The following is a 19431-nucleotide window of genomic DNA, read 5'->3' on the forward strand; positions in this document are numbered from 1 at the left end:
ATGGTGAACCGGGGTGCTGGAGGCGCGTACACGATCCGCGCGGCGAGCGCGTTCGTTCCTGCGGCGTTTCAGCAGACATCACGACCCGTCGAAGATCAGTCGGTTCCGCCGCAGGACGCGGCCGGCGCGGACGCCACCCCGGATGATGAGGAAGCGGCAACCGAGATCGTCGTTACGGGCATCCGCAACTCGCTTCGGGCGGCGACCGATGAGAAACGGTCGGCGATCAATATCGTCGACGTCATTAACGCCGAGGATGTCGGCAAGCTGCCGGACCAGAACCTTGCCGAGGTACTGGAGAACCTTCCGGGCGTGCAGATCGACCGCAATCGTGGCGTGGGCAGCGGCGTTTCAATACGCGGATCGAGCCAGAACCTTGTGCTGATCAACGGTCGCGCGACGACGCCGGCTGCGGATGCGCGCGGCGGCATCAGCTTCGACGACTTGCCCGCGGAACTGATCGCGTCGGTTCGAGTAACCAAGGTCCCGACCGCTGACCAGATCGAGGGATCGGTCGGCGGCATCGTCGATCTGCGTACTTACAAGGGGCTCGCCTTGCGATCGCCAATCCGTACGATCCGGGCGGACATGGAATATGCCGGCCGCGCCGACGCGTACAATCCCCATGTGTCGGCGGTGTTCGGTCAGAAGTTCGACACGGGCGTCGGCGAGGTCGGCATCGTGCTGGCCGGCAATTACCTGAAACAGACGGTGCGGGAGGATCAGCTCAACGTCCGCTATCTGTCGCGTACGACGGTCGACCTGAATGGCGACGGCACGCCCGATCCGTACCTGCGGCCCAATTACGCGCAGCAGTTCTTCTCGGGCAACGAGCGCACGAATGCTTCGCTGTCCGGCTCTGCCGAATGGCAAGCCTCTTCGCAATTGAAGCTGTTCGTCGACGGCACCTATGTCGATCAGCGCAACGAGGGCAGCCAGAAGGGCGTCTTCATGCAGCAGCCGCTCGATATTTCGGAGCTGCCCTTCCAGTCCGCGGCGAACATCGAGGAGGTGACGTCGAGCGGCTATACCTATCGCCAGATGGTGTCGGGAACGATTGGCGGCACGCAGTTCCGGTCTTCCGGCGAGGCGCCGATCCGCAACACCAAATCCTACATCGCGGCGACCGGCGGCGAGTGGGAGGCGGGTGACGTCACCCTGAAGTTCGAGGCGAGCCGCGCCGGATCGGACACGCTGGACGCCAACGTCCAGCTCGTCGCCCAGTACAGCGACCCTGCAAGCCCCGCGTTCGGCGGTGCCGGTGGCCGTATTAGCCCGCCGTTCGCCTTCGACATCACGGGCGACGACCTGTACTGGAACCTCGATCGCACCAGCCCGCTGGCGGCCAACATCGCCAATCCCGCCTACTACCAGACGTTCATCGCGCGCGATAACTACACCTATTTCCGCAACGTCGAAAATGCGCAGCGGATCGACGGGCAGTGGCGTACCGAATGGGGGCCGTTACGCTCCATCGAGGCAGGCGTCCGCCTGAACCAGACGGACTCGCGGCGACGGCGGACGACGCAGGTGTCGCCGCAGTTTCCGGGTTTCACCGCTGCACAGCGGCCCGAGTTTTTCGAACGGGTGCCGGACGACTTCTTCGCCTTCACCGATCGGCAATATACCGGCGGGTTCGTGGTCGCATCGTCGCTGACCAACGATCCAGCCGCGATCCGTGCGGCGACGCGGCTGGCTGCGATACCCCCGGAGGATCTCGGTGCGCGCTTCGCCGTGAAGGAGCGGACCTATGCGGGGTATGCCAAGCTCAATCTGGAAGCCGACATCGCCGGCCTTGGTTTGCGCGGCGAGATCGGCGCGCGGGTGGTCCATACCAAGCAGACCGCATCGGGACTGGCGATCACCAACGGAGTCGGCAGCGACGTGTCGTCGACGCAGGAATATACGGACGTGCTTCCGGGAGTGATCTTCTCGGCGGAACCGACGCGCGGCGTTCTACTGCGCGCCTCGTACGCGAAGTCGTTGCGGCGGCCGGATTTTGCCCAGCTTGCGCCGACCGTCGTCTTCCCGATCATCAACAACTACGTCAGCGCCGGCAATCCGGCGCTGAAGCCGCAGACCGTCGACCAGTTCGATCTCGACGCCGAATGGTATTTTGATCGCAACAGCCTGTTGTCGGTCGGAGCCTTCTACAAGAAGTTCCATGACCTCATCACCACGGTCGCAGTCGCGCCGCAATTACGCGATCCGGCGGTCGGATTCTTTGTCGAAAGCAATTGTGTCGGCGGTATCTTCAACCCCGTGGCGGTCGACTTCTCGGGCGCGGTGGGCATCTGTACCGGCATCAACCAACCGCAGAATCAGGGTAGCGCGACACTGAAGGGCGTGGAGGTCAACTTCCAGCACAGCTTCACCTACCTGCCTGGACCGCTCGGCGGGTTCGGCGTGCTGGCGAACTACACGTATCAGGACGGCAAGCGCGATACGACGCTGACGCTGCCGGGGATCCCGACGGTCGACGGTGGTGTCGTGACGGTGAACCTGCCGCTGCGCGACCTGTCGAAGAACAACTACAATCTCACACTGTTCTTTGAGAAGTACGGCCTCAACGCCCGCGTGCGCTACACCTTCCGCGATCCCTTCCTGCGGACTGAAGCGACCGACGCGACCAACAATCTGCCACTGTATCAGGATGAACGTAGTCAGTTGAATGCGTCGATCTCCTACGACGTCAACCCGCGGTTCGCGATCACCGTGTCGGGCATCAACCTGACCGAACAACCCAATCGCGAGCGCGCGATCTTCATCGATGGCCCGTTGACGCAGGAGCGCAGCGCCGACCGCCGCTTCGTGATCGGCGTCCGCGGCAAGCTGTAGAGACACAGCGGATGGCGACGGCGTCCCGGACGGTCAGGGCGGTACTGCTCGGCGGCGCGGCGGTCCTGCTGTCCGGGCAGGCGCCTCCTGCTTCACCCTCGTCGGGGACCGCTGTCGCTCGCCCGAATATCGTCGTGATCCTCGCAGATGACATGGGGTTTTCGGATATCGGCAGCTACGGGGGCGAAATCCCGACCCCTAACATCGATGCGCTGGCGGCACGTGGGTTGCGCTTCTCGCAGTTCTACAATGCCGCACGGTGCAGTCCGTCGCGCGCGTCGCTGCTGACCGGCCTCTATCCGCATCAGGCGGGCCTGGGTCACCTCGAGGAAGTGGTCGTACCAGGATCGCGCGGGCTGCACGGCCGGCTGGAAACGCGCGCGGTCACAATCGCGGAGGTGCTGCACGGAGCAGGCTACCGAACGGCAATCAGCGGCAAATGGCATGTCGGCAACACGCACGGGGTATCTCCCTGGACACGGGGGTTCGACCGCTCGATCACGCCGCCGCTCGGCGGTCTGTACTTTCCCGATCAGACGACGAAAAACCGCACGACCCTGTACATCGATGGGCGCGCGGTGCCGACAAGTTCGCCGGAAGTCGGCCGCGGCTATTGGTATGCGTCCGACATGTTCGTCCACTGGGGTCTTCGCTTCGCGCGGGAGGCGGAGGCGCAGAGCAAGCCGTTCTTCCTGTATCTTCCGTTTACCGCCCCGCATTTCCCGCTGATGGCGCCACGCGCGGACATCGCGCGGCTCCGTGGACGCTACGCCGCCGGATGGGACAGGATGCGCCGCGAGCGGTTCGCCCGCCAAAAAGCCCTGGGGCTATTCCCCCAGAATGCCCGATTGACGCCGCGGCTGCCGGGATCGTCCCCCTGGTCCACGCTGAACGCCGCCGACCGCGCACGGTTCGAGCGGATTATGGAAGTTTACGCCGCGGACGTGTCGCGCATGGACAAGGCCGTGGGGGATCTCGTCGCGGGATTGAAGCGCGACGGGGTGTTCGAAAATACGGTGATCCTCTTTCTGTCCGACAACGGCGGCAATGCGGAGGGCGGGCCGTGGGGAGTGGCCGAAGGGCAGGATCTCGGCGGATCCCACTCGCGGGTGTTCGCGGGCATGAACTGGGCGATGTTGCAGAACACGCCCTTTTCCCACTTCAAGCATTTCACGCGCGAAGGCGGGATTGCGACGCCGCTAATCGTGTCCTGGCCAAGGGGTATCGATCCGCGCCTGAACGGCAGTCTGGTGCGCGCGCCGGGGCACCTGATAGATATCATGCCGACGCTGGCCCAAATTGCGGGCGCGACCTACCCGACGACGTTTCAGGGCCACACGATTTTGCCGATGGCAGGCCGCACGATGGTGCCGGCGTTCCGAGGCCGGATGCTGACGCGTGCTACACCACTGTTCTGGGAGCATGAGGGCAACCGTGCGGTGCGTGACGGCCGGTGGAAGGCGGTCATGCGCTTCGGTGGCGAGTGGCAGCTCTACGACTTGAGCCGCGACCCTACGGAGACGCGCGTCGCCGTGCGGCACGGTACGATGCTGCGTCATATGGCCGGCGAGTGGGAAGGGTGGGCGGCTGCCAGCGATGTCGACCCCTGGCAGGAACGCTATGACGCGGGACTGAAGGGACCGCGCCAGAATTGGGGCGGCAGTGCCGCCGAAGCCGAACATCCATAGGAAGGATTGCGATGCGCAAGAATATAGGGAGCAGGACTGCCGGCTGGGTACTGACGGCTGGGGCAACGCTGCTCGCAGGATCGGCGGCGGTACCGGCATTCGCGGGCCAGCGCGTCGCGACTGAGCCAGCGCCGCTGATCCGCGGCGCCGATCACCCGAACATGATCGTCATCATGGGCGACGATATCGGCTATTCCGATCTCGGTGCGATGGGTGGCGAGGTCGATACGCCTAACCTAGACGCGCTGGCCCGGCGTTCGCTGAGGTTCAGGAACTTCTACAACATGTCGCGCTGCTGCCCGTCGCGCGCCAGCCTGCTGACAGGGCGCTATCCGCACCGGGTCGGCATGGGCGAGAACGGCTATAGCCTTTCCCAGAGCGTGCCGACCGTCGCGGAGGAGCTGCGCGCAGCCGGCTATGCGACGACGATGGTCGGGAAGTGGCATCTGACTGCGGCCACCCCGATCAAGGATCGAAATGAGCAACTGAAATGGCTCAATCACCAGGGCTATGCGTCACGCGACTTCGGCGATCGTTCCACCTATCCGGTCGCACGGGGGTTCCAGCATCATTGGGGCATCATCTGGGGGATCGCCGACTATTACGATCCCTTCAGCCTGGTGAACGATTTCGAGCCGGTTCGATCGGTGCCCAAGGGCTTCTACCTGACGGACGCGATCAGCGATCATGCGGTCGGGGAGGTAAAGCGGCTGTCCGCCTCGCGACAACCGTTCATGATGTATCTCGCCTATACCGCGGCGCATTGGCCTCTAATGGCGCCCGAAGCCGTCATTCGAAAATACCTTCCGCGCTATGCCGACGGGTGGGAGGCAATGCGCCGTCGCCGTTATGCGCGGCAGGTCGAGCTGGGCCTGATCGCTCCTGCCACTAATCCGCTATCGTCGCTCGACCGGCAATATGAGAACAATGCCGGTATCGCGTGGCAGAACCTGACAGCCGCCGAACGGGCGGTGCAGGTCCGCAAGATGGCGACGCATGCGGCGATGATCGAGATGATGGACCGCGGCATCGGCCGCGTCGTTGCGCAGCTCAAGGCGAACGGCCAGTACGAGAATACCGCGATTGCCTTCCTGATCGACAACGGCGCCTCGCCAGAGGTCATGACCTATGCAGATTACGATCGCTGGAGCGAAACGCGGGACGGTCGCCGCGTGCAGTATGGCGAGTATCCGGCACTCACCCGGATCGGCGGCGACGAGACGATGGCGACCATCGGCAGCTACTGGGCCAGCGCCGCCAACACGCCGTTCCGGTGGTGGAAGGCGGAGGCTTATCAGGGCGGCACGCACACGCCGTTCTTCCTGAGCTGGCCTGGCCATATGGGCGCTCAGGAGAACCGCACGATCGACGATGCCGCGCACATTACCGACGTGACACCGACCTTGCTCGAACTGGCGCATGTCACGCCGCGACTGCCGTCCGACCAGCCGATGGACGGTATCTCGCTTGCCGGTGCTCTCCAGGGGCGGCCGGTGACGCGCAGCGCCCCGCTGTTCTTCGAGCATGAGGGGTCGCGCGCGATCATCGACGGCAACTGGAAGCTGGTCGCGCGCGCACCGGGGCCCACCACGCCGGTGTTCCGTCCCTGGGAATTGTACAATCTGTCGACGGACCGAACGGAGACGCATGACGTCGCTGCAGCCAACCCAACAGTCGCAACGCGTCTGGTCTCCGCGTGGGATCGCTGGGCCAAGCAGGTCGGGGTTCGGCGCCGGGTCGAGCCGATCCGTGGCGGGATGTCCGATTAGTCCGGAAGTTTATCAGCCAAATGGCCGTGGCGACAGTTTAGGACTGCGGAGCCGGCATAACAGGGAGAGAGAGATGAAGACGTTGGCCATAATGATGGCGGCACTTGCCGGAACCGCGATCGCTCCGATCGCCGCAGCGCAGACCGCTCCCTCCACTCCCCCGGGGAAGATCTACACCAGTGAACTCGTCACGCGTTGGGGTCGCACCGTCACGCCGGACAACGCATGGCGGAGCTACCCGCGACCGCAGATGAAGCGTGCGAAGTGGCTGAACCTCAACGGTACATGGGACTATGCCGTCCGCCCCAAGGCCGCTCCCCAGCCAACCCAGATGGACGGCAGCATCCTGGTACCATTCGCCGTGGAGTCGCGCCTGTCCGGCGTCGCCCGGCCAGTCACCCCGGATGACAGGCTCTGGTATCGGCGGAACTTCGAGGTGCCTGCCGACTGGAGCGGGCAGCGCGTGCTGCTTCACTTCGGCGCGGTCGATTACGAGGCGAGCATCTCCGTCAACGGCAGCCTCGTCGGCTCGCATCGCGGCGGGTCGGACGCGTTCAGCCTCGACGTGACCGACTATCTGAAAAAGGGTGCTAACGAGCTGGTCGTGCAGGTCACCGACCCCACCTCGACCGGTGCGCAACCACGCGGCAAGCAGGTGCTGAAGCCGAACAGCATCTGGTACACGCCGGTTACCGGCATCTGGCAGACGGTATGGCTGGAGCCGGTGCCCGCACTCCATGTCGAAGACATGAAGATCACGCCTGACATCGACCGCGGCACGCTGTCCGTCGACGTCGCGCTGAACCGCAGCGCGGCGGATGACGACGCGGTCCGGATCACCGCGTTGCAAAAGGGCCGGACAGTCGCGACGACGCTGGTGCGCGGCAATCGTGCCGCGACACTCGCGATCCCGAATGCGCAGCTATGGTCGCCGGAAAGCCCGTTCCTCTATGACCTGAAGGTCGAGCTGGTGAAGGTGAAGAGCCCCTATGTCGGGCCAGACAACAGCCCGCACCGCGAACGGGGCGACAGGATCCTGACCGCGCAGGAGGCGGCGGCCTACCGCGATGCAGTGGTGCAGGGGGCGCCGCGGGATACAGTCGACGCATACTTCGCGATGCGCAAAAGCTCGATCGGCATCGGCAAGATACCCGGCCAGCCGGTCATGATGCTCAACAACAAGCCGGTCTTTCAGAACGGCACCCTTGATCAGGGCTGGTGGCCCGACGGGTTGCTCACGCCGCCATCGGAAGAGGCGATCCGTTTCGAGATCGACTATCTGAAGAAGTCCGGCTTCAACATGCTGCGCAAGCACATCAAGGTGGAGCCGGCGCAATACTACTACGAGGCCGATCGGATGGGCATTCTGATCTGGCAGGACATGCCGTCGGGCGAGGAGGACGAAAGCCTCGACCAGTTCGTCCGCCCAACCTCGCAGGGCGAGGCGGTGATGCCTCAAGAGACGACCAACGAGTTCGAATACGAGCTGACGCGCATGATCGCGGACCTGCGCAACTATCCCTCGATCGTGACGTGGGTCGTCAACAACGAGGGCTGGGGCCAGTACGCCTCGACGCGTCTTGCCAAGATGGTCCACGAGCTCGACCCCAGCCGCCTCGTCAACAAGGTGTCGGGCTGGCTGGATACGGGTGACGCTGGTTCTGACATCTACGACATTCACACCTACGAGGACGTGCCAAAGGCCCCTTCGCATCAGACGCATCGCGCGATCGTGATCGGAGAGTTCGGGGGCATCGGGCTGCCGGTTCCCGGCCATCTCTGGTTCCCGGCGAAGAACAACTGGGGCTATCAGACCGCCAAGGACAAGGCCGACTATCAGGCGCGCTATCAGCGTAAATACGCTGAGGTGATCCGTCAGGCGCGGGAGATTGGCCTGAGCGCGGCGGTCTACACGCAGACCACCGACGTCGAGGGCGAGATCAACGGTCTGCTCACCTACGACCGCGCCGAGAGCAAGCTGCCGATTTCGACTTTCGCGCGCATCCATGCTCCACTGCACGCGGCCGAGCCGGGAGGCGGGAAATAAGCTCCGTTGTCAGCCGGTCGGGCGTCTCATGGACCGGACGGGCGATGGATTGCAGAGGTGATCGATCATGAACTTCGTGTGCAGCCGCCGTGCCCTGCTCCACGCCACGACTGCGACAGGTGCTCTGGTGTGGCTCGGTGTGGCCATCCCGACCCGCGCCGCGGCTCCCGCGTCGAACGCCCCGGGCGCGGTCGGCCGGAACCGCGTGCCGCTGGCACCGCAGCCGTTTCAACTGCTGCCCACGGGCGCGGTCAAACCGGCCGGCTGGCTGAAGCGACAGCTGGCAATCCAGGCGCGTGGTATGGGTGGGCGGCTGGACGAGACATGGCCCGATGTCGGCCCGAACAGCGGCTGGTTGGGCGGGACGGGCGAAAGCTGGGAGAGGGGGCCGTACTTCCTTGACGGATTGCTGCCGCTGGCCTGGCAGCTCGACGACGCGGCGCTGAAGGCGAAAGCGCAGCGGTTTATCGACTGGACGCTGCAGAGCGCGAAGCCCGACGGCATGTTCGGTCCACGATCCAACGACGACTGGTGGCCGCGCATGGTGATGCTGAAGGTGCTGACCCAGTATCACGAATTGACCGGTGACCCCCGCGTCATCCCACTTATGACGAACTACTTTGTTCATCAGCTCGGCGCGCTGCCTGCGCGGCCGTTAAAGGACTGGGGACGATTCCGTTGGCAGGACCAGCTGGTGTCGGTCGTCTGGCTGTATAATCGAACCGGTGACGCACGGCTGCTGGAGCTGGCAGCGCTGCTCAAGCAACAGGGCTTCGACTGGCAGGCGTTGTTCGCGGACTATCCGTACCGCACGAAAACCACGAAGGCCTCGATCGGGCTCGATAAGCCCGACGTGGCCGGCGAGGTGCCGCAGGGGCTGAAGGATCCGGCGCTTGCCGTCCACGGCGTCAACAACGCGCAGGGTCTTAAGGCCTCGCCGGTATGGTCCGTCATCTCCGGGGATGCCGCCGATCGGCAGGCAGTCCATCGCCAGCTGGCCACGCTCGACCGGTATCATGGCCTGCCGATTGGGATCTATTCGGCGGACGAGCATCTGGCGGGGCGTAGCCCCAGCCAGGGCGTCGAACTGTGCGCGATCGTGGAGGCGATGTACTCGCTGGAGCATGCGCTGGCGATCACGGGCGACGCCGCGCTCGGCGACCGAATCGAGCGGATCGCCTATAACGCGTTACCCGCGACGTTCACCGACGATATGTGGGCACACCAGTACGATCAGCAACCTAATCAGGTGCAGTGCAGCCGCGCGAAGGGACCCTGGACGACCAACGGCCCCGATTCCAACCTGTTCGGGCTGGAGCCGCATTTCGGCTGCTGCACCGCGAACTTTCATCAGGGCTGGCCCAAATTGACGACCAGCCTGTGGATGGCGTCCGCGGAGGACGGGCTCGCCGCTGCCATCTATGCGCCATGCGAGGTGCACACGCAGGTGCGCGGTGTGGCCGTGCAACTCCGCGAAAGCACGGATTACCCGTTCCGCAACACAATTGTCATTGCCGTCGAGCCTCAGCGACCCGTCAAGTTCCCGATCCAGCTCCGCATCCCAGCGTGGGCGGAAACGGCGATCATCGCCGTTAACGGCTTACCACAGCCGGCGGCTCGGGCTGGCAGCTTCGCGCGGCTCGATCGCGAGTGGCGCAGAGGCGATCGTATCGAGATCGCCTTTGTGAGCACGCCGCGTGCGGTGCCTGGGCCGGACGGCGAGACCATTTTCGAGCAGGGACCGCTCGTCTTTGCGCTGCCGATCGAGGAACGCTGGAGCAAGCTCAGACAGCGCGGGCTGACGGCGGACTGGGAAGTACGGCCGGCCGGGACATGGGCGTATGCGGCGATGCGATCGTCGCCGATCGAGCGCGTGGAGCGACCGGTGGGTCCAGTCCCCTTTTCTCGCCGTGATCCACCGGTCGTGCTCGTGACGAGTCTGCGACCGGTCGGCAACTGGTCGATGACCGATGGCGCCGCGGACCCCGTGCCGACCCAACCGATCATTGCGGGAGCAGCGAAGAGGCTGGCTCTCCTGCCCTACGGAGCGGCGAAGTTGCGCGTGACGGCGTTCCCAACAGGGCAGATCTGAGCGCAGACGGTACATAGACGGCTAGCCGCTGCGCAGGCGGGTTTCTCAGCGAGCCAGCCATCCCCCGTCGACAGCAAGGATATGACCCTGAACATATGCGGCGGCATCAGACGCGAGGAAAACCGCGGCACCTCCCAAGTCTTTGGGATCACCCCATCTTGCTGCGGGAATGCGCTCCAGAATGACGCGGTTACGCTCCTCGTCGGCTTGCAGTACTGCAGTGTTGTTCGTCGCGATGTAGCCAGGTGCGATGGCATTGACGGTGATGCCGTGTTTCGCCCACTCATTCGCGAGCAGTTTGGTCAACCCTCCAACGCCGCTCTTTGAAGCAGTGTAGCTCGGGACGCGGATACCGCCTTGAAATGTCAGCATCGACGCAATGTTGATGATACGCCCGCGACCCGTTGCGATCATGTGCCTGCCGGCAGCTTGAGCGAGGAAGAAGACCGATTTTAAGTTGGTGTCGATCACCGCATCCCAGTCCTCCTCGGTGAACGCGATGGCGTCGCCGCGCCGGATAATGCCCGCGTTATTCACGAGGATGTCGAGTGCCCCCAGCTTCTCGAGTGTCTCCTCGACAACACGCTGCACGGGCTCGATCGTCGATAGGTCAGCGGAGATTATCTCTGCTCGGCGACCCAGCGCACGCACCTCCCGCACAGTGTTGTCGGCTGAGGTGCGGCCTACGCATGCCACATCCGCGCCGGCCTGCGCCAGCGCCACAGCGATCGCGCGGCCGATACCCGTGTTGGCGCCGGTGACGATTGCGACGCGACCGGTCAGGTCAAAGGGATGAGCTATCGGAGCTGGCATATGTCGCATACGTCCATGTCGTTATAATCCTGGTTCTCGCCGGCCATGGCCCAGATGAAGGTATAGTTGCTGGTGCCGGCGCCCATATGTACCGACCAGGGCGGGCTGATCACTGCCTGCTCGTTGTCGATCACAATATGCCGCAGATCGTCCGGCCTGCCCATATAATGGAAAACGCGATTTTCGTTTTCGAGGTCGAAGTACAGGTAGATTTCGCTGCGACGCTCATGAACATGCGGCGGCATCGTATTCCACACTGACCCCGGCTTCAGTTGCGTCAGACCCAGGCACAGGGACGCGCTGGCGCACAGATGCGGCAGTACGAGTTGATAGATGGTGCGATCGTTTGAGGTGCTCAGATCACCCCGCTCCATTGGATTGGCTTCTGCCAGCGTAACCTTGCGCAGGGGATAGGTCCTGTGCGCTGGCACGCTGAGCAGGTAATACCGCGCGCCCTCGCCAGCAAAGCTCACGTCCTGCGAGCCCATCGGAACGTAGAGCGCCTCATACCGTGCAAGGTCGAATACCTGCCCGTCGACTGTGACACGGCCGGCTCCAGCGCCGATGTTGACGATGCCCAGTTCACGGCGTTCTAGCAGCGAATGACCGGCGGCGCTGTCCGGCTCCACCTGGCGCGGGAGTTCCAGCGGCTGCCCCTTCGGCACTGCGCCTCCAATAATGAAGCGTTCACCGTGCGAATAGGTGAGGACCACTTCGCCCGGACGGAAGAGGCCGGGCACAAGGTAACGGTCGCGCAGATCGGCATTGGATGCGCCGACCATCATGTCGGGATGGGTGGCATAAAAGGTGCGGTCGAACATGAATTCCCCCGATGTGCCGGAAGGGTTGGCGATGGGTGCGAAGCCGGCTGTCATCGCCGTCCGAGGAATACGGGTTGCGTGAACGCGCCGTTGGTGGCGACGTCCCAGACTTCCAGTCGCGCCCATGTCCGCCCGCGCATGCCGATGCGACGTTCGATGATACGGCTGCCGAATGGTGCAGTGTCGGTAAGGTCGACGCGGTCGCGGAACACCTTCTTACCGTCGCCGCTGACGATTTCGGCATAGGCGAGGGGGAACGTGCCTTCGATCGTGGCGCGCACCGTGACCGTACCTCCGGCCGTATCTTCGCCACTCTGCGCGCCGTTGACAGTGAAGCTCGGTATGAGGACCTCTCCGGTTGTAGTGAAGAAGCGGCCGCCGCGGAGCGCATCGGTCACAGATGCCCAGCCGGTCGCATGGGTCGGCAAAGGCCCCGGTAAGCGCATGTAGTTGATGTTCATGTGCGCATAAAGTTCGCTGTCGCGCGTGATCTGAAAGACGTCCACTTCACCAGGCGTAAACTTGCGCTCTGACGGATCTGCTGCCCAGTTGTTCATGTCGTCGAGCAGGTCGAGCACGCGCGATCCGAGCCGCGCCTGCGAGTAATCCGCCGGCATGGACTTCCATGCGCCACCTAGGAAACGGTCGCTCTTGAAGAACGGCTGGTTTCGGTAGGCATCTGGAAAACCGTACGAACTCTTGATGCGCGGATGCGCGGTCCACATCAGCCCGTTCTCGGCTTTCATGAGGTTCAAGACGTCCTGCTGAGAGCCGACGTGGTAAACCTTGCCCAAAGTCGGATCATCTTCCACGAAGGGTTGTTGCGGGGTGCGGTCCAGCGTCCAGAACACAGGCTTCGGAAAGAGGCTGAGCCAGTGGCCGCCCAGATGGACGTTCGGTTCCTCGCCGGGCAGAAGCAGCAGTCGATCATCCGACAAGCGAGCGGTTTCGGCGTGGATTGTTTTCAGCAGGGTCAGCCGGTCGCCCGCGCGGTTCAGGTCCTCGCGCGAGAGGTGGAGTTCCGCTAGATGCACGATCTCGACGTTCATCGCATTGAAGCGCTTAACAAAGTCGGGCTTTTCTAGGCCAACCGGCACACCCTTAGCCTGCTGGAAGCGGGCCTTGTTCAGGAAGTCGGTCGCATGCTCAACATGGTAATGGCTGGAGAAGGTGCGATAGCCGTCAAGTGACTTGAAGCGATCGTTCCGGGTAAGCGTCATGGCAGCAGCCGTCGTGCTGGCTGCATCACCAGGGTCAGGCAGGTAGAAGATGTCCATGTCCTGTCGCGTGCCGACCGGAGCGTTGACCCAAGGCACCCATCGGTTATCGCCCTCCAGTGTCTGCCGCACGCCGAAGCCGGTCCGGCCTGCCAGGTTGCGATAGTCGCTGCCATACCAAGTGGCATTGTCGTTGTTCGCGTAGTCAAGCGGATAGAAGTAGCGATGAGGCGGTGGCACGATGCCGAGCGCTCCACTCCCTGCGGCGCCTTCGGCAATGATCATGCGGCCGCGTACCTGAGGCGACGTGGCAGGACCTTGAGAAGCGTCGCCTTCGCGCCGGACGAGAGTGTCGTTGAGATCCGTGTAGGCAATCGAGCGCCAGGGTAAGGGTGTTGCGGAGGGTGCGGTCAAACCCGCATCGAAAGTGTAGGCAGTCGCCTCCCGCCGGGTGGCCATGACCATCGCCGCCTTGATGAGTCGCGATCCGGGATAGACGGTAAAGACGAAATCTCCTGCAAACGGCCCGGCGCGTGCCCCGCCCACGACGATACTCGTGTGCTTGCCGTCCTTGCGTACGCTGATCCGATCGCGCTCGATCGTCAGGGGGAAGCTCTCAAAGGGCTTCTTGCGCGGATTATCGAAGAATATGATCCATCCTTCTTTCATATCACGCGTGCCGACGGTGACGACACCGGCGGGATCGACGCCCGCGACGATAGTGTTGCCTGCTACCTTGATGGCCTCCACGAGGGGACGGTCGCGCAACAATGAAAGAACAAGCTGCGACCGTTCTCCGTTTGCAGAAGAGGACCAGTCGATCGTCACCGCGCTCGCAGAACGCGTGACACGGACGTCCTGTCCCGGCGACGGACGGCTAAGAACGGTGGCGGCCCGCTGTGCCTGTGCAGCAGTGCCGAGTCCAATCGGCGCGGTCGAGGCCAATGCCAGCCATAGCGCGGTGCGCGCGTGGGCAAATTTCATATTCAGTCTCCCAAGTGCATCGTCATCGGCATAATCGCGGTCAGAAGTTGAAGCGCACCCCGACCGAGTAGGTGGTGTCGTCGTTGCGCACCTCCCGAACGAAGTCCGTGCGAGATTCGAAGTTGCGGGTTCTCTGGCCGTTGATGTTGGTTCCTGCCAGGCTAAGGGTGATGTTCCGCGAAACGTCGTAGTTGAGGCCAAAATCCAGCCGTCCTGCAGCTCGGATGCCGTTGAGCCCAACCGGGATTGACACGGGTCTGAGCGATAGGCCGTTGGTAATGTCGGCGTCGAAATAACTGGAGCGGTAGGTATAAATCACCCGCGCCGAGACGCCATATTTCTCGTAGATCAAGCCCGCATTGTAATTGTATTTGGACACGCCGAGCAGCGACAGGCCCTGCAGTCGGTCACCGGGCGTGGTCACCTCGCTATCGATGATCGTGAAGTTGCCGAGCATACCGATACCGTCCAGCCCTTCCGGCAAGAAGTCGAGGAACAGCTGGCCGCTGACCTCCACGCCCTTGATCTTGGCGGAGCCCAGGTTGCGCGGCGTTGAGATGACGTATTGCAGGCCGTCGATCAGCCGCGCTTCGGTGCCCGTGATGACGCGGTCGCTGATATCGCGGTAAAAGGCGACGGCGGAAACATAGTTGCTGCGGCCGAAATAGTATTCCAGCGACGCGTCGTAGCTGTCCGCTTTCTGCGGCCGCAGATCCGGGTTCCCGCCCGAGCCCGAGTTCTGGATCGTGTTGACGTACGAAACGACGTAGCTGAGGCCCGGGTTGAGCTGCGAGAAGCTCGGTCGCGACAGCGTTTTCGAATAGTTGAAGCGCGATTGCAGGCCGCCGCCGAAGTCGACGCGCGCGCTGGCATTCGGCAGCACGTCCGTATCGCTGGTCGAGCGATCGACCGTTACGACCCGCGACGTGCTAGTTTGCGGATCAGTCACACGTCCGGCGCCGACAATACGACGATCGGTGCGGGTCAACCGCGCGCCAATCAAGCCATCGATTGTCACAGATCCGAACAGCGGGAAGGCATAGCGGGCTTGCAGGAACCCGGCGTAGTTCTTCTCCTGGGCATCGTAATCACGGGTAGGATCGAAGCCGGGCGTGTCGGGAGAGATGCGATAGAGAGTGCGGAACTGCCGCTTGATATCCTCCTGCAGCAGGTAGTTGGGATCGATCTGGAGGTAGGTTGCACCGTTGTTCATTTGTGGCACACCCGGTGCTTCGACGAGTATGTCGTCAGGCAGCCCGGCGCCGGCCACTGGCGTAACGAACGAGCCCCCGGGGGCGGGAGGCCCGCCGAGATACTGCGCGAACGATGCCTTGCGACGGGCGACGCGAACGCCGGCCTGAACATAGTCGATGATGCTGTCGAAGTCGTATTTGACGTCGCTCATCACTGCCCACAGCGTGCCTCTGCTGCGATTGATGTCCTCCGTCATGCCATTGGTGAAGGCGAGCCCCGCAGGATCGTTCATTGGGTTACCCGGCGTCGTCGCCTGCACCTCGTGGTCCACATCGCGGACCTGCGTCAGCTCCGCGATCCGCTTGCCTACGTCGACACGAAAACTGTTGTTTCTGTTCTTCGACAGCTCATACGATAGATCAGTGTTCCACGTCAGTGCCCCCGCTTCCTTGTTGAAACCTGTCGCAACGACGTAGATGTCGGTCCGAGCCCGGTTCGCGACGGTGGCGGTATAATATTCCAGATTGCGTGCCGTGTATCCGGTCGCGTTGCAGAGTTGCTGGATCGTACCGGTGCCATTCGGGTTAGTCGGGCTCCGCACGTTGCCGGAGTAGTAACCATCGGGCCCAACGGCGAACTCCTCGCACTGGTTGCCTGCCTGCGCCTCGAAGGACGTGCCGGTAAATGCGCGGAACGTAGGTCGGGCTTGGAATACGTTTCCGCGATAACCCGCGAACAGGCCTTCCAGGTAGATTTTGGTACCGACTTCCGGCTGCCACTCCAATGATGCGTTGGCCTGAGGGCGCTCGTAATGACCAAATTCTGTGCCGGCTGCGAAACCGGTCGGTGCGTGAAGGTTGCGCGAGTTGGTGGTCGGGGCGACGTTGGTGCTGCGCGTCCAGTCATTCCATGCGATCGGGCGTGCGTATTCGTTCCGCTGATATGAAAGGCCTACCATCGCTGCTATGTCGCCGATGCCGGTACTCCAGCGGTTCGCGACGAGCGCGCTGATTGCGGGGTTGATCGTGTTGTCAGATCCTGCTTCCTGAAGGTATGTCGCGCGTGCGCTGCCCGCGATGGTGAGCTCCTTAAAATCCAAGGCCCGCCGCAATTTGAGGTTCACGCCGCCAGCAACGCCTCCCTCAATCCGATCTGCCGAATTGGACTTGTAGACGTCGACGCCAGCCAACGCCTCCGCGGGCAGGTCCTGAAAGGAGAAGCCGCGACCTACACCGGTAAATATCTCGCGGCCGTTCAGCGTTGATACGATGTCCTCGAGGCCTCGAATACGCGCACCCACGACTTCGTTGTTGCCGCCGATGACGACTTGCACGCCGGGAACGCGCTGAAGAGCGGAGGCGGTCGTGAGATCGGGCAACTTGCCGATGTCCTCGGCGACGATCGAGTCCACGACGTTGACCGACTCTCGCTTGATCTCCGCGGCTCGCGCCAGGCTCTGACGGATGCCTGTGACAACGATGTCTTCGGCCGTCGCCGGATCCTCGACCGCCGATTCGGCGGGCGTGGGCTTCTCCGGGACACTGCCGGCGGGAACGGCCGGAGGCGTAGACTGCGCAGCGGCAGGCTGCACAGCTGCGCCGGCGGCGATGACGGCGATCAGCGCGGCTGAGGCACGCAGGTGACCCTTCAACATGACATTCTCCCCATATGACATAGTATGACTGTGCTTCTGACAGCTTTATTGTGGTCGCTGATCCGGCGGGAAGCCGGATCAGCGTTCGTTTAGTCTTCCATGGATTTTTGAATGGCGCGGTGGCGCTTCAAGCTCTCACTCATGTGCGTACGAGCAGCAGAATGAGCGCGATCGGGATCTCTGGCTGCGATCGCTTCCAGGATCGCCTCGTGCTCCCCGCCGATCACCGCGCGATAGCTGTCGCCCATATAGGCCTCACTGCGCCGCAGGAACATGGAACGGGGCGGAACTAATCGAACGCCGAGGAACTCGATCAGCTTGACGTAATAAGCGTTCCGGCTCGCTTTCGCGATCGCCTTGTGAAATGCCACATCCGCCATCACTGACCTGTCCATCGCGACGTCGGACTGGCCAAGAATCTTCAACTGACGCCGCATGTCCATTAGATCGACATCCGATCGGCGCTCAGCAGCAAGGCCCGCCATTTCAGTCTCAACGCCGAGCCGAAGCTCCAGCAGCTGAACCACGTCGCTCAGATTGTCCAACTCGTCGCGCGTGATCTGGAACGCCTGATAGCGAGCCGTCTCGCTGACAAAGACGCCCTTACCCTGTCGCGCCTCAACAAGCCCCTCCGCTGCGAGCCGCGCCACCGCTTCCCGAACGACCGTGCGACTCACGCCCAACGACTCAACGTACTCCGCCTCCGTAGGGAGCTGGGTGCCGGGCCAGTGCTCGCCTTCGCTGATCCGCGAGCGGATATGCTCACATGCGGAGTCGACAAGCGACGGTCTGCGTTTCCGAACCGGCAGACGCTCGTTGAGGAGGGCTTCGTTCATGTCTTTACCAGACCCAGTTTGGCGATGCCGGAGCGCGGCGGCAGCCGACATTATATTCCCGAACGATACAGACTTTCCGGTTCTATACAAGGTATGTCATCATACAACCTCCTGCTGCTTGAAGGCTGCTGGCTCGAGCCTCGGACTGACGATGTGAATTGCAAAGAGAGCCAAGAGATAGGCCGAACCCGCAAGAGCGAAGATTGGTGCATAGCTGTCTGAGACATCCAGCACGTAGCCGACGAACTTGGCAATGAGCATACCGCCTATCGCACCCGCAGTGCCGCCGATGCCCACCACCGAACCGATGGCGCGGCTAGGAAACAGATCTGACGGTAGAGTAAGCAGATTGGCCGAAAAACCTTGGTGTGCCGCCGTCGCAATGCCGAGCAGGAGGACTGCCAGCCAAAGATCGTCGACATTCTGAAGAGTGACGATTGGCACGGCAGCCAGCGCGCAGCCCAGCATGGTAGCCTTACGAGCAGCGTTTGCCGACCAGCCCTTCCGCATCAGGCGAGAGGACACCCACCCACCTAAAACGCTGCCGCCGTCAGACATCAAATAGATGATTACTAGTGGGATTCCGAACGTCTTGAGGTCCAGGCCGTGACGTTTGCCGAGGAAGTCCGGCAGCCAGAACAAAAACATCCACCAGATCGGATCAGTAAGGAACTTGGGGATGACGTATGCCCAGGTTTCCCTGACTGCGAACAGCCGGATCCACGGCATCTTCTGTGTCGAAGTAATAGGGTCGCTGCGGATCAGTGCGAGTTCGGCTGGACTGAGGCGGCCGTGCCGTTCGGGTCGCCGATAAAGTATGAGCCAGGCCGCAAGCCAGATCAGGCTTATGAGGCCAGTTGCGACGAAGGCCATGCGCCAGCCATATGCAATTGTGATTGCCGGCACGATGAGTGGAGTAGCTACAGCCCCGACGTTAGCGCCAGCGTTGAACAGGCCGGTAGCGAATGCACGTTCACGCTGAGGAAACCATTCGGCGACGGCCTTCAGCCCAGACGGAAAGTTTCCTGCCTCGCCAAGACCCAAAGCGAACCGGACGATCCCGAACTGGGTAACCGAGTTCACTGCTCCGTGGGCGATGTGGGCCAGTGTCCAAAGTGAGAAAGAGACCGCGTAACCTACTCGCGCGCCGACCGCATCCACGAAACGTCCCGTAGCCAAGAAACCGATCGCATAAGCTGCTTGGAACCAAAAAACGATGTTGGCATATTGACCTTCAGTCCACCCGAACTCACCTTCAAGTACCGGCTTGAGAACGCCGATCATCTGGCGATCAATATAGTTAATGGCCGTTGCAGCGAACAGCAGAGCGCAGATCGACCACCGTACCTTGCCAACGTGTAAGGTCGCAGAATGGCGCGGCTCGTGCTGCATGGTCCGCTCTCCCTATCGTGGACCCTTCGTCGCCGGCAGATGCCGATCGTTGCAGGTCTTCGTTGACCCGACCGATATTGCATCAT

At 62.7% G+C, this 19431-nt stretch carries 11 protein-coding genes; 5 read left to right on the forward strand and 6 right to left on the reverse strand.

Annotated features, from left to right (window positions below):
• From ASG07_RS04970 to ASG07_RS04990, 5 genes are all read left to right on the forward strand, one after another.
• The coding region (locus ASG07_RS04970; protein WP_055843174.1) for a TonB-dependent receptor at positions 1-2838 on the forward strand (2838 nt) is incomplete at its 5' end.
• A 134-nt stretch (positions 2839-2972) separates the two neighbouring features.
• Positions 2973-4526 carry an arylsulfatase gene (locus ASG07_RS04975; RefSeq protein WP_168377307.1) on the forward strand — a complete coding sequence of 518 codons (1554 nt, stop codon included), beginning with the start codon at positions 2973-2975 and terminating at the stop codon, positions 4524-4526.
• A gap of 11 nt (positions 4527-4537) precedes the next feature.
• A complete protein-coding gene (locus ASG07_RS04980) occupies positions 4538-6295 on the forward strand; it encodes an arylsulfatase (RefSeq protein WP_055843176.1) in 1758 nt (585 codons plus the stop codon).
• A gap of 73 nt (positions 6296-6368) precedes the next feature.
• The gene (locus ASG07_RS04985; protein WP_236694561.1) at positions 6369-8342 is read left to right on the forward strand and encodes a glycoside hydrolase family 2 protein; all 1974 of its coding nucleotides are present in this window, start codon (positions 6369-6371) and stop codon (positions 8340-8342) included.
• A 355-nt stretch (positions 8343-8697) separates the two neighbouring features.
• Positions 8698-10434, forward strand: a complete 1737-nt coding sequence (locus ASG07_RS04990; RefSeq protein ID WP_201780963.1) for a beta-L-arabinofuranosidase domain-containing protein — start codon at positions 8698-8700, stop codon at positions 10432-10434.
• 45 nt (positions 10435-10479) lie between these two features.
• On the opposite strand, the gene kduD is transcribed toward ASG07_RS04990, so the two are convergent.
• The 6 genes from kduD to ASG07_RS05020 all read right to left on the reverse strand — a co-directional run bounded on the left by kduD (position 10480) and on the right by ASG07_RS05020 (position 19345).
• Positions 10480-11235: a 2-dehydro-3-deoxy-D-gluconate 5-dehydrogenase KduD gene (gene kduD, locus ASG07_RS04995; RefSeq protein ID WP_055843201.1), complete on the reverse strand. Its 756-nt coding sequence runs from the start codon at positions 11233-11235 to the stop codon at positions 10480-10482.
• Positions 11232-12068, reverse strand: a complete 837-nt coding sequence (kduI, locus tag ASG07_RS05000; RefSeq protein WP_055843203.1) for a 5-dehydro-4-deoxy-D-glucuronate isomerase — start codon at positions 12066-12068, stop codon at positions 11232-11234. Before kduI ends, kduD begins: the two co-directional genes overlap by 4 nt.
• A gap of 50 nt (positions 12069-12118) precedes the next feature.
• Entirely contained in the window at positions 12119-14269 is a 2151-nt protein-coding gene (locus ASG07_RS05005; RefSeq protein ID WP_156361746.1) for a hypothetical protein, read from the reverse strand.
• 40 nt (positions 14270-14309) lie between these two features.
• Positions 14310-17117 carry a TonB-dependent receptor gene (locus tag ASG07_RS05010; protein WP_055843179.1) on the reverse strand — a complete coding sequence of 936 codons (2808 nt, stop codon included), beginning with the start codon at positions 17115-17117 and terminating at the stop codon, positions 14310-14312.
• An 89-nt stretch (positions 17118-17206) separates the two neighbouring features.
• A complete protein-coding gene (locus tag ASG07_RS05015; protein WP_082474535.1) occupies positions 17207-17953 on the reverse strand; it encodes a FadR/GntR family transcriptional regulator in 747 nt (248 codons plus the stop codon).
• Positions 17954-18052: 99 nt separating this feature from the next.
• Entirely contained in the window at positions 18053-19345 is a 1293-nt protein-coding gene (locus tag ASG07_RS05020; protein WP_055843180.1) for an MFS transporter, read from the reverse strand.
• Between the last annotated feature and the right edge of the window lie 86 nt (positions 19346-19431).

The organism is Sphingomonas sp. Leaf343 (genome assembly GCF_001423765.1).
Taxonomy (GTDB): Bacteria; Pseudomonadota; Alphaproteobacteria; order Sphingomonadales; family Sphingomonadaceae; genus Sphingomonas.

What these genes read in the sequence shown, in the direction of transcription:
- ASG07_RS04980 (WP_055843176.1), top strand. Translation starts at nt 4,538, where the DNA reads ATGCGCAAGAATATAGGGAGCAGGACTGCCGGCTGGGTACTGACGGCT.
- ASG07_RS04985 (WP_236694561.1), top strand. Translation starts at nt 6,369, where the DNA reads ATGAAGACGTTGGCCATAATGATGGCGGCACTTGCCGGAACCGCGATC.
- kduI (WP_055843203.1), bottom strand. Translation starts at nt 12,068, where the DNA reads ATGTTCGACCGCACCTTTTATGCCACCCATCCCGACATGATGGTCGGC.
- ASG07_RS05005 (WP_156361746.1), bottom strand. Translation starts at nt 14,269, where the DNA reads ATGAAATTTGCCCACGCGCGCACCGCGCTATGGCTGGCATTGGCCTCG.
- ASG07_RS05010 (WP_055843179.1), bottom strand. Translation starts at nt 17,117, where the DNA reads ATGTTGAAGGGTCACCTGCGTGCCTCAGCCGCGCTGATCGCCGTCATC.
- ASG07_RS05015 (WP_082474535.1), bottom strand. Translation starts at nt 17,953, where the DNA reads ATGAACGAAGCCCTCCTCAACGAGCGTCTGCCGGTTCGGAAACGCAGA.
- ASG07_RS05020 (WP_055843180.1), bottom strand. Translation starts at nt 19,345, where the DNA reads ATGCAGCACGAGCCGCGCCATTCTGCGACCTTACACGTTGGCAAGGTA.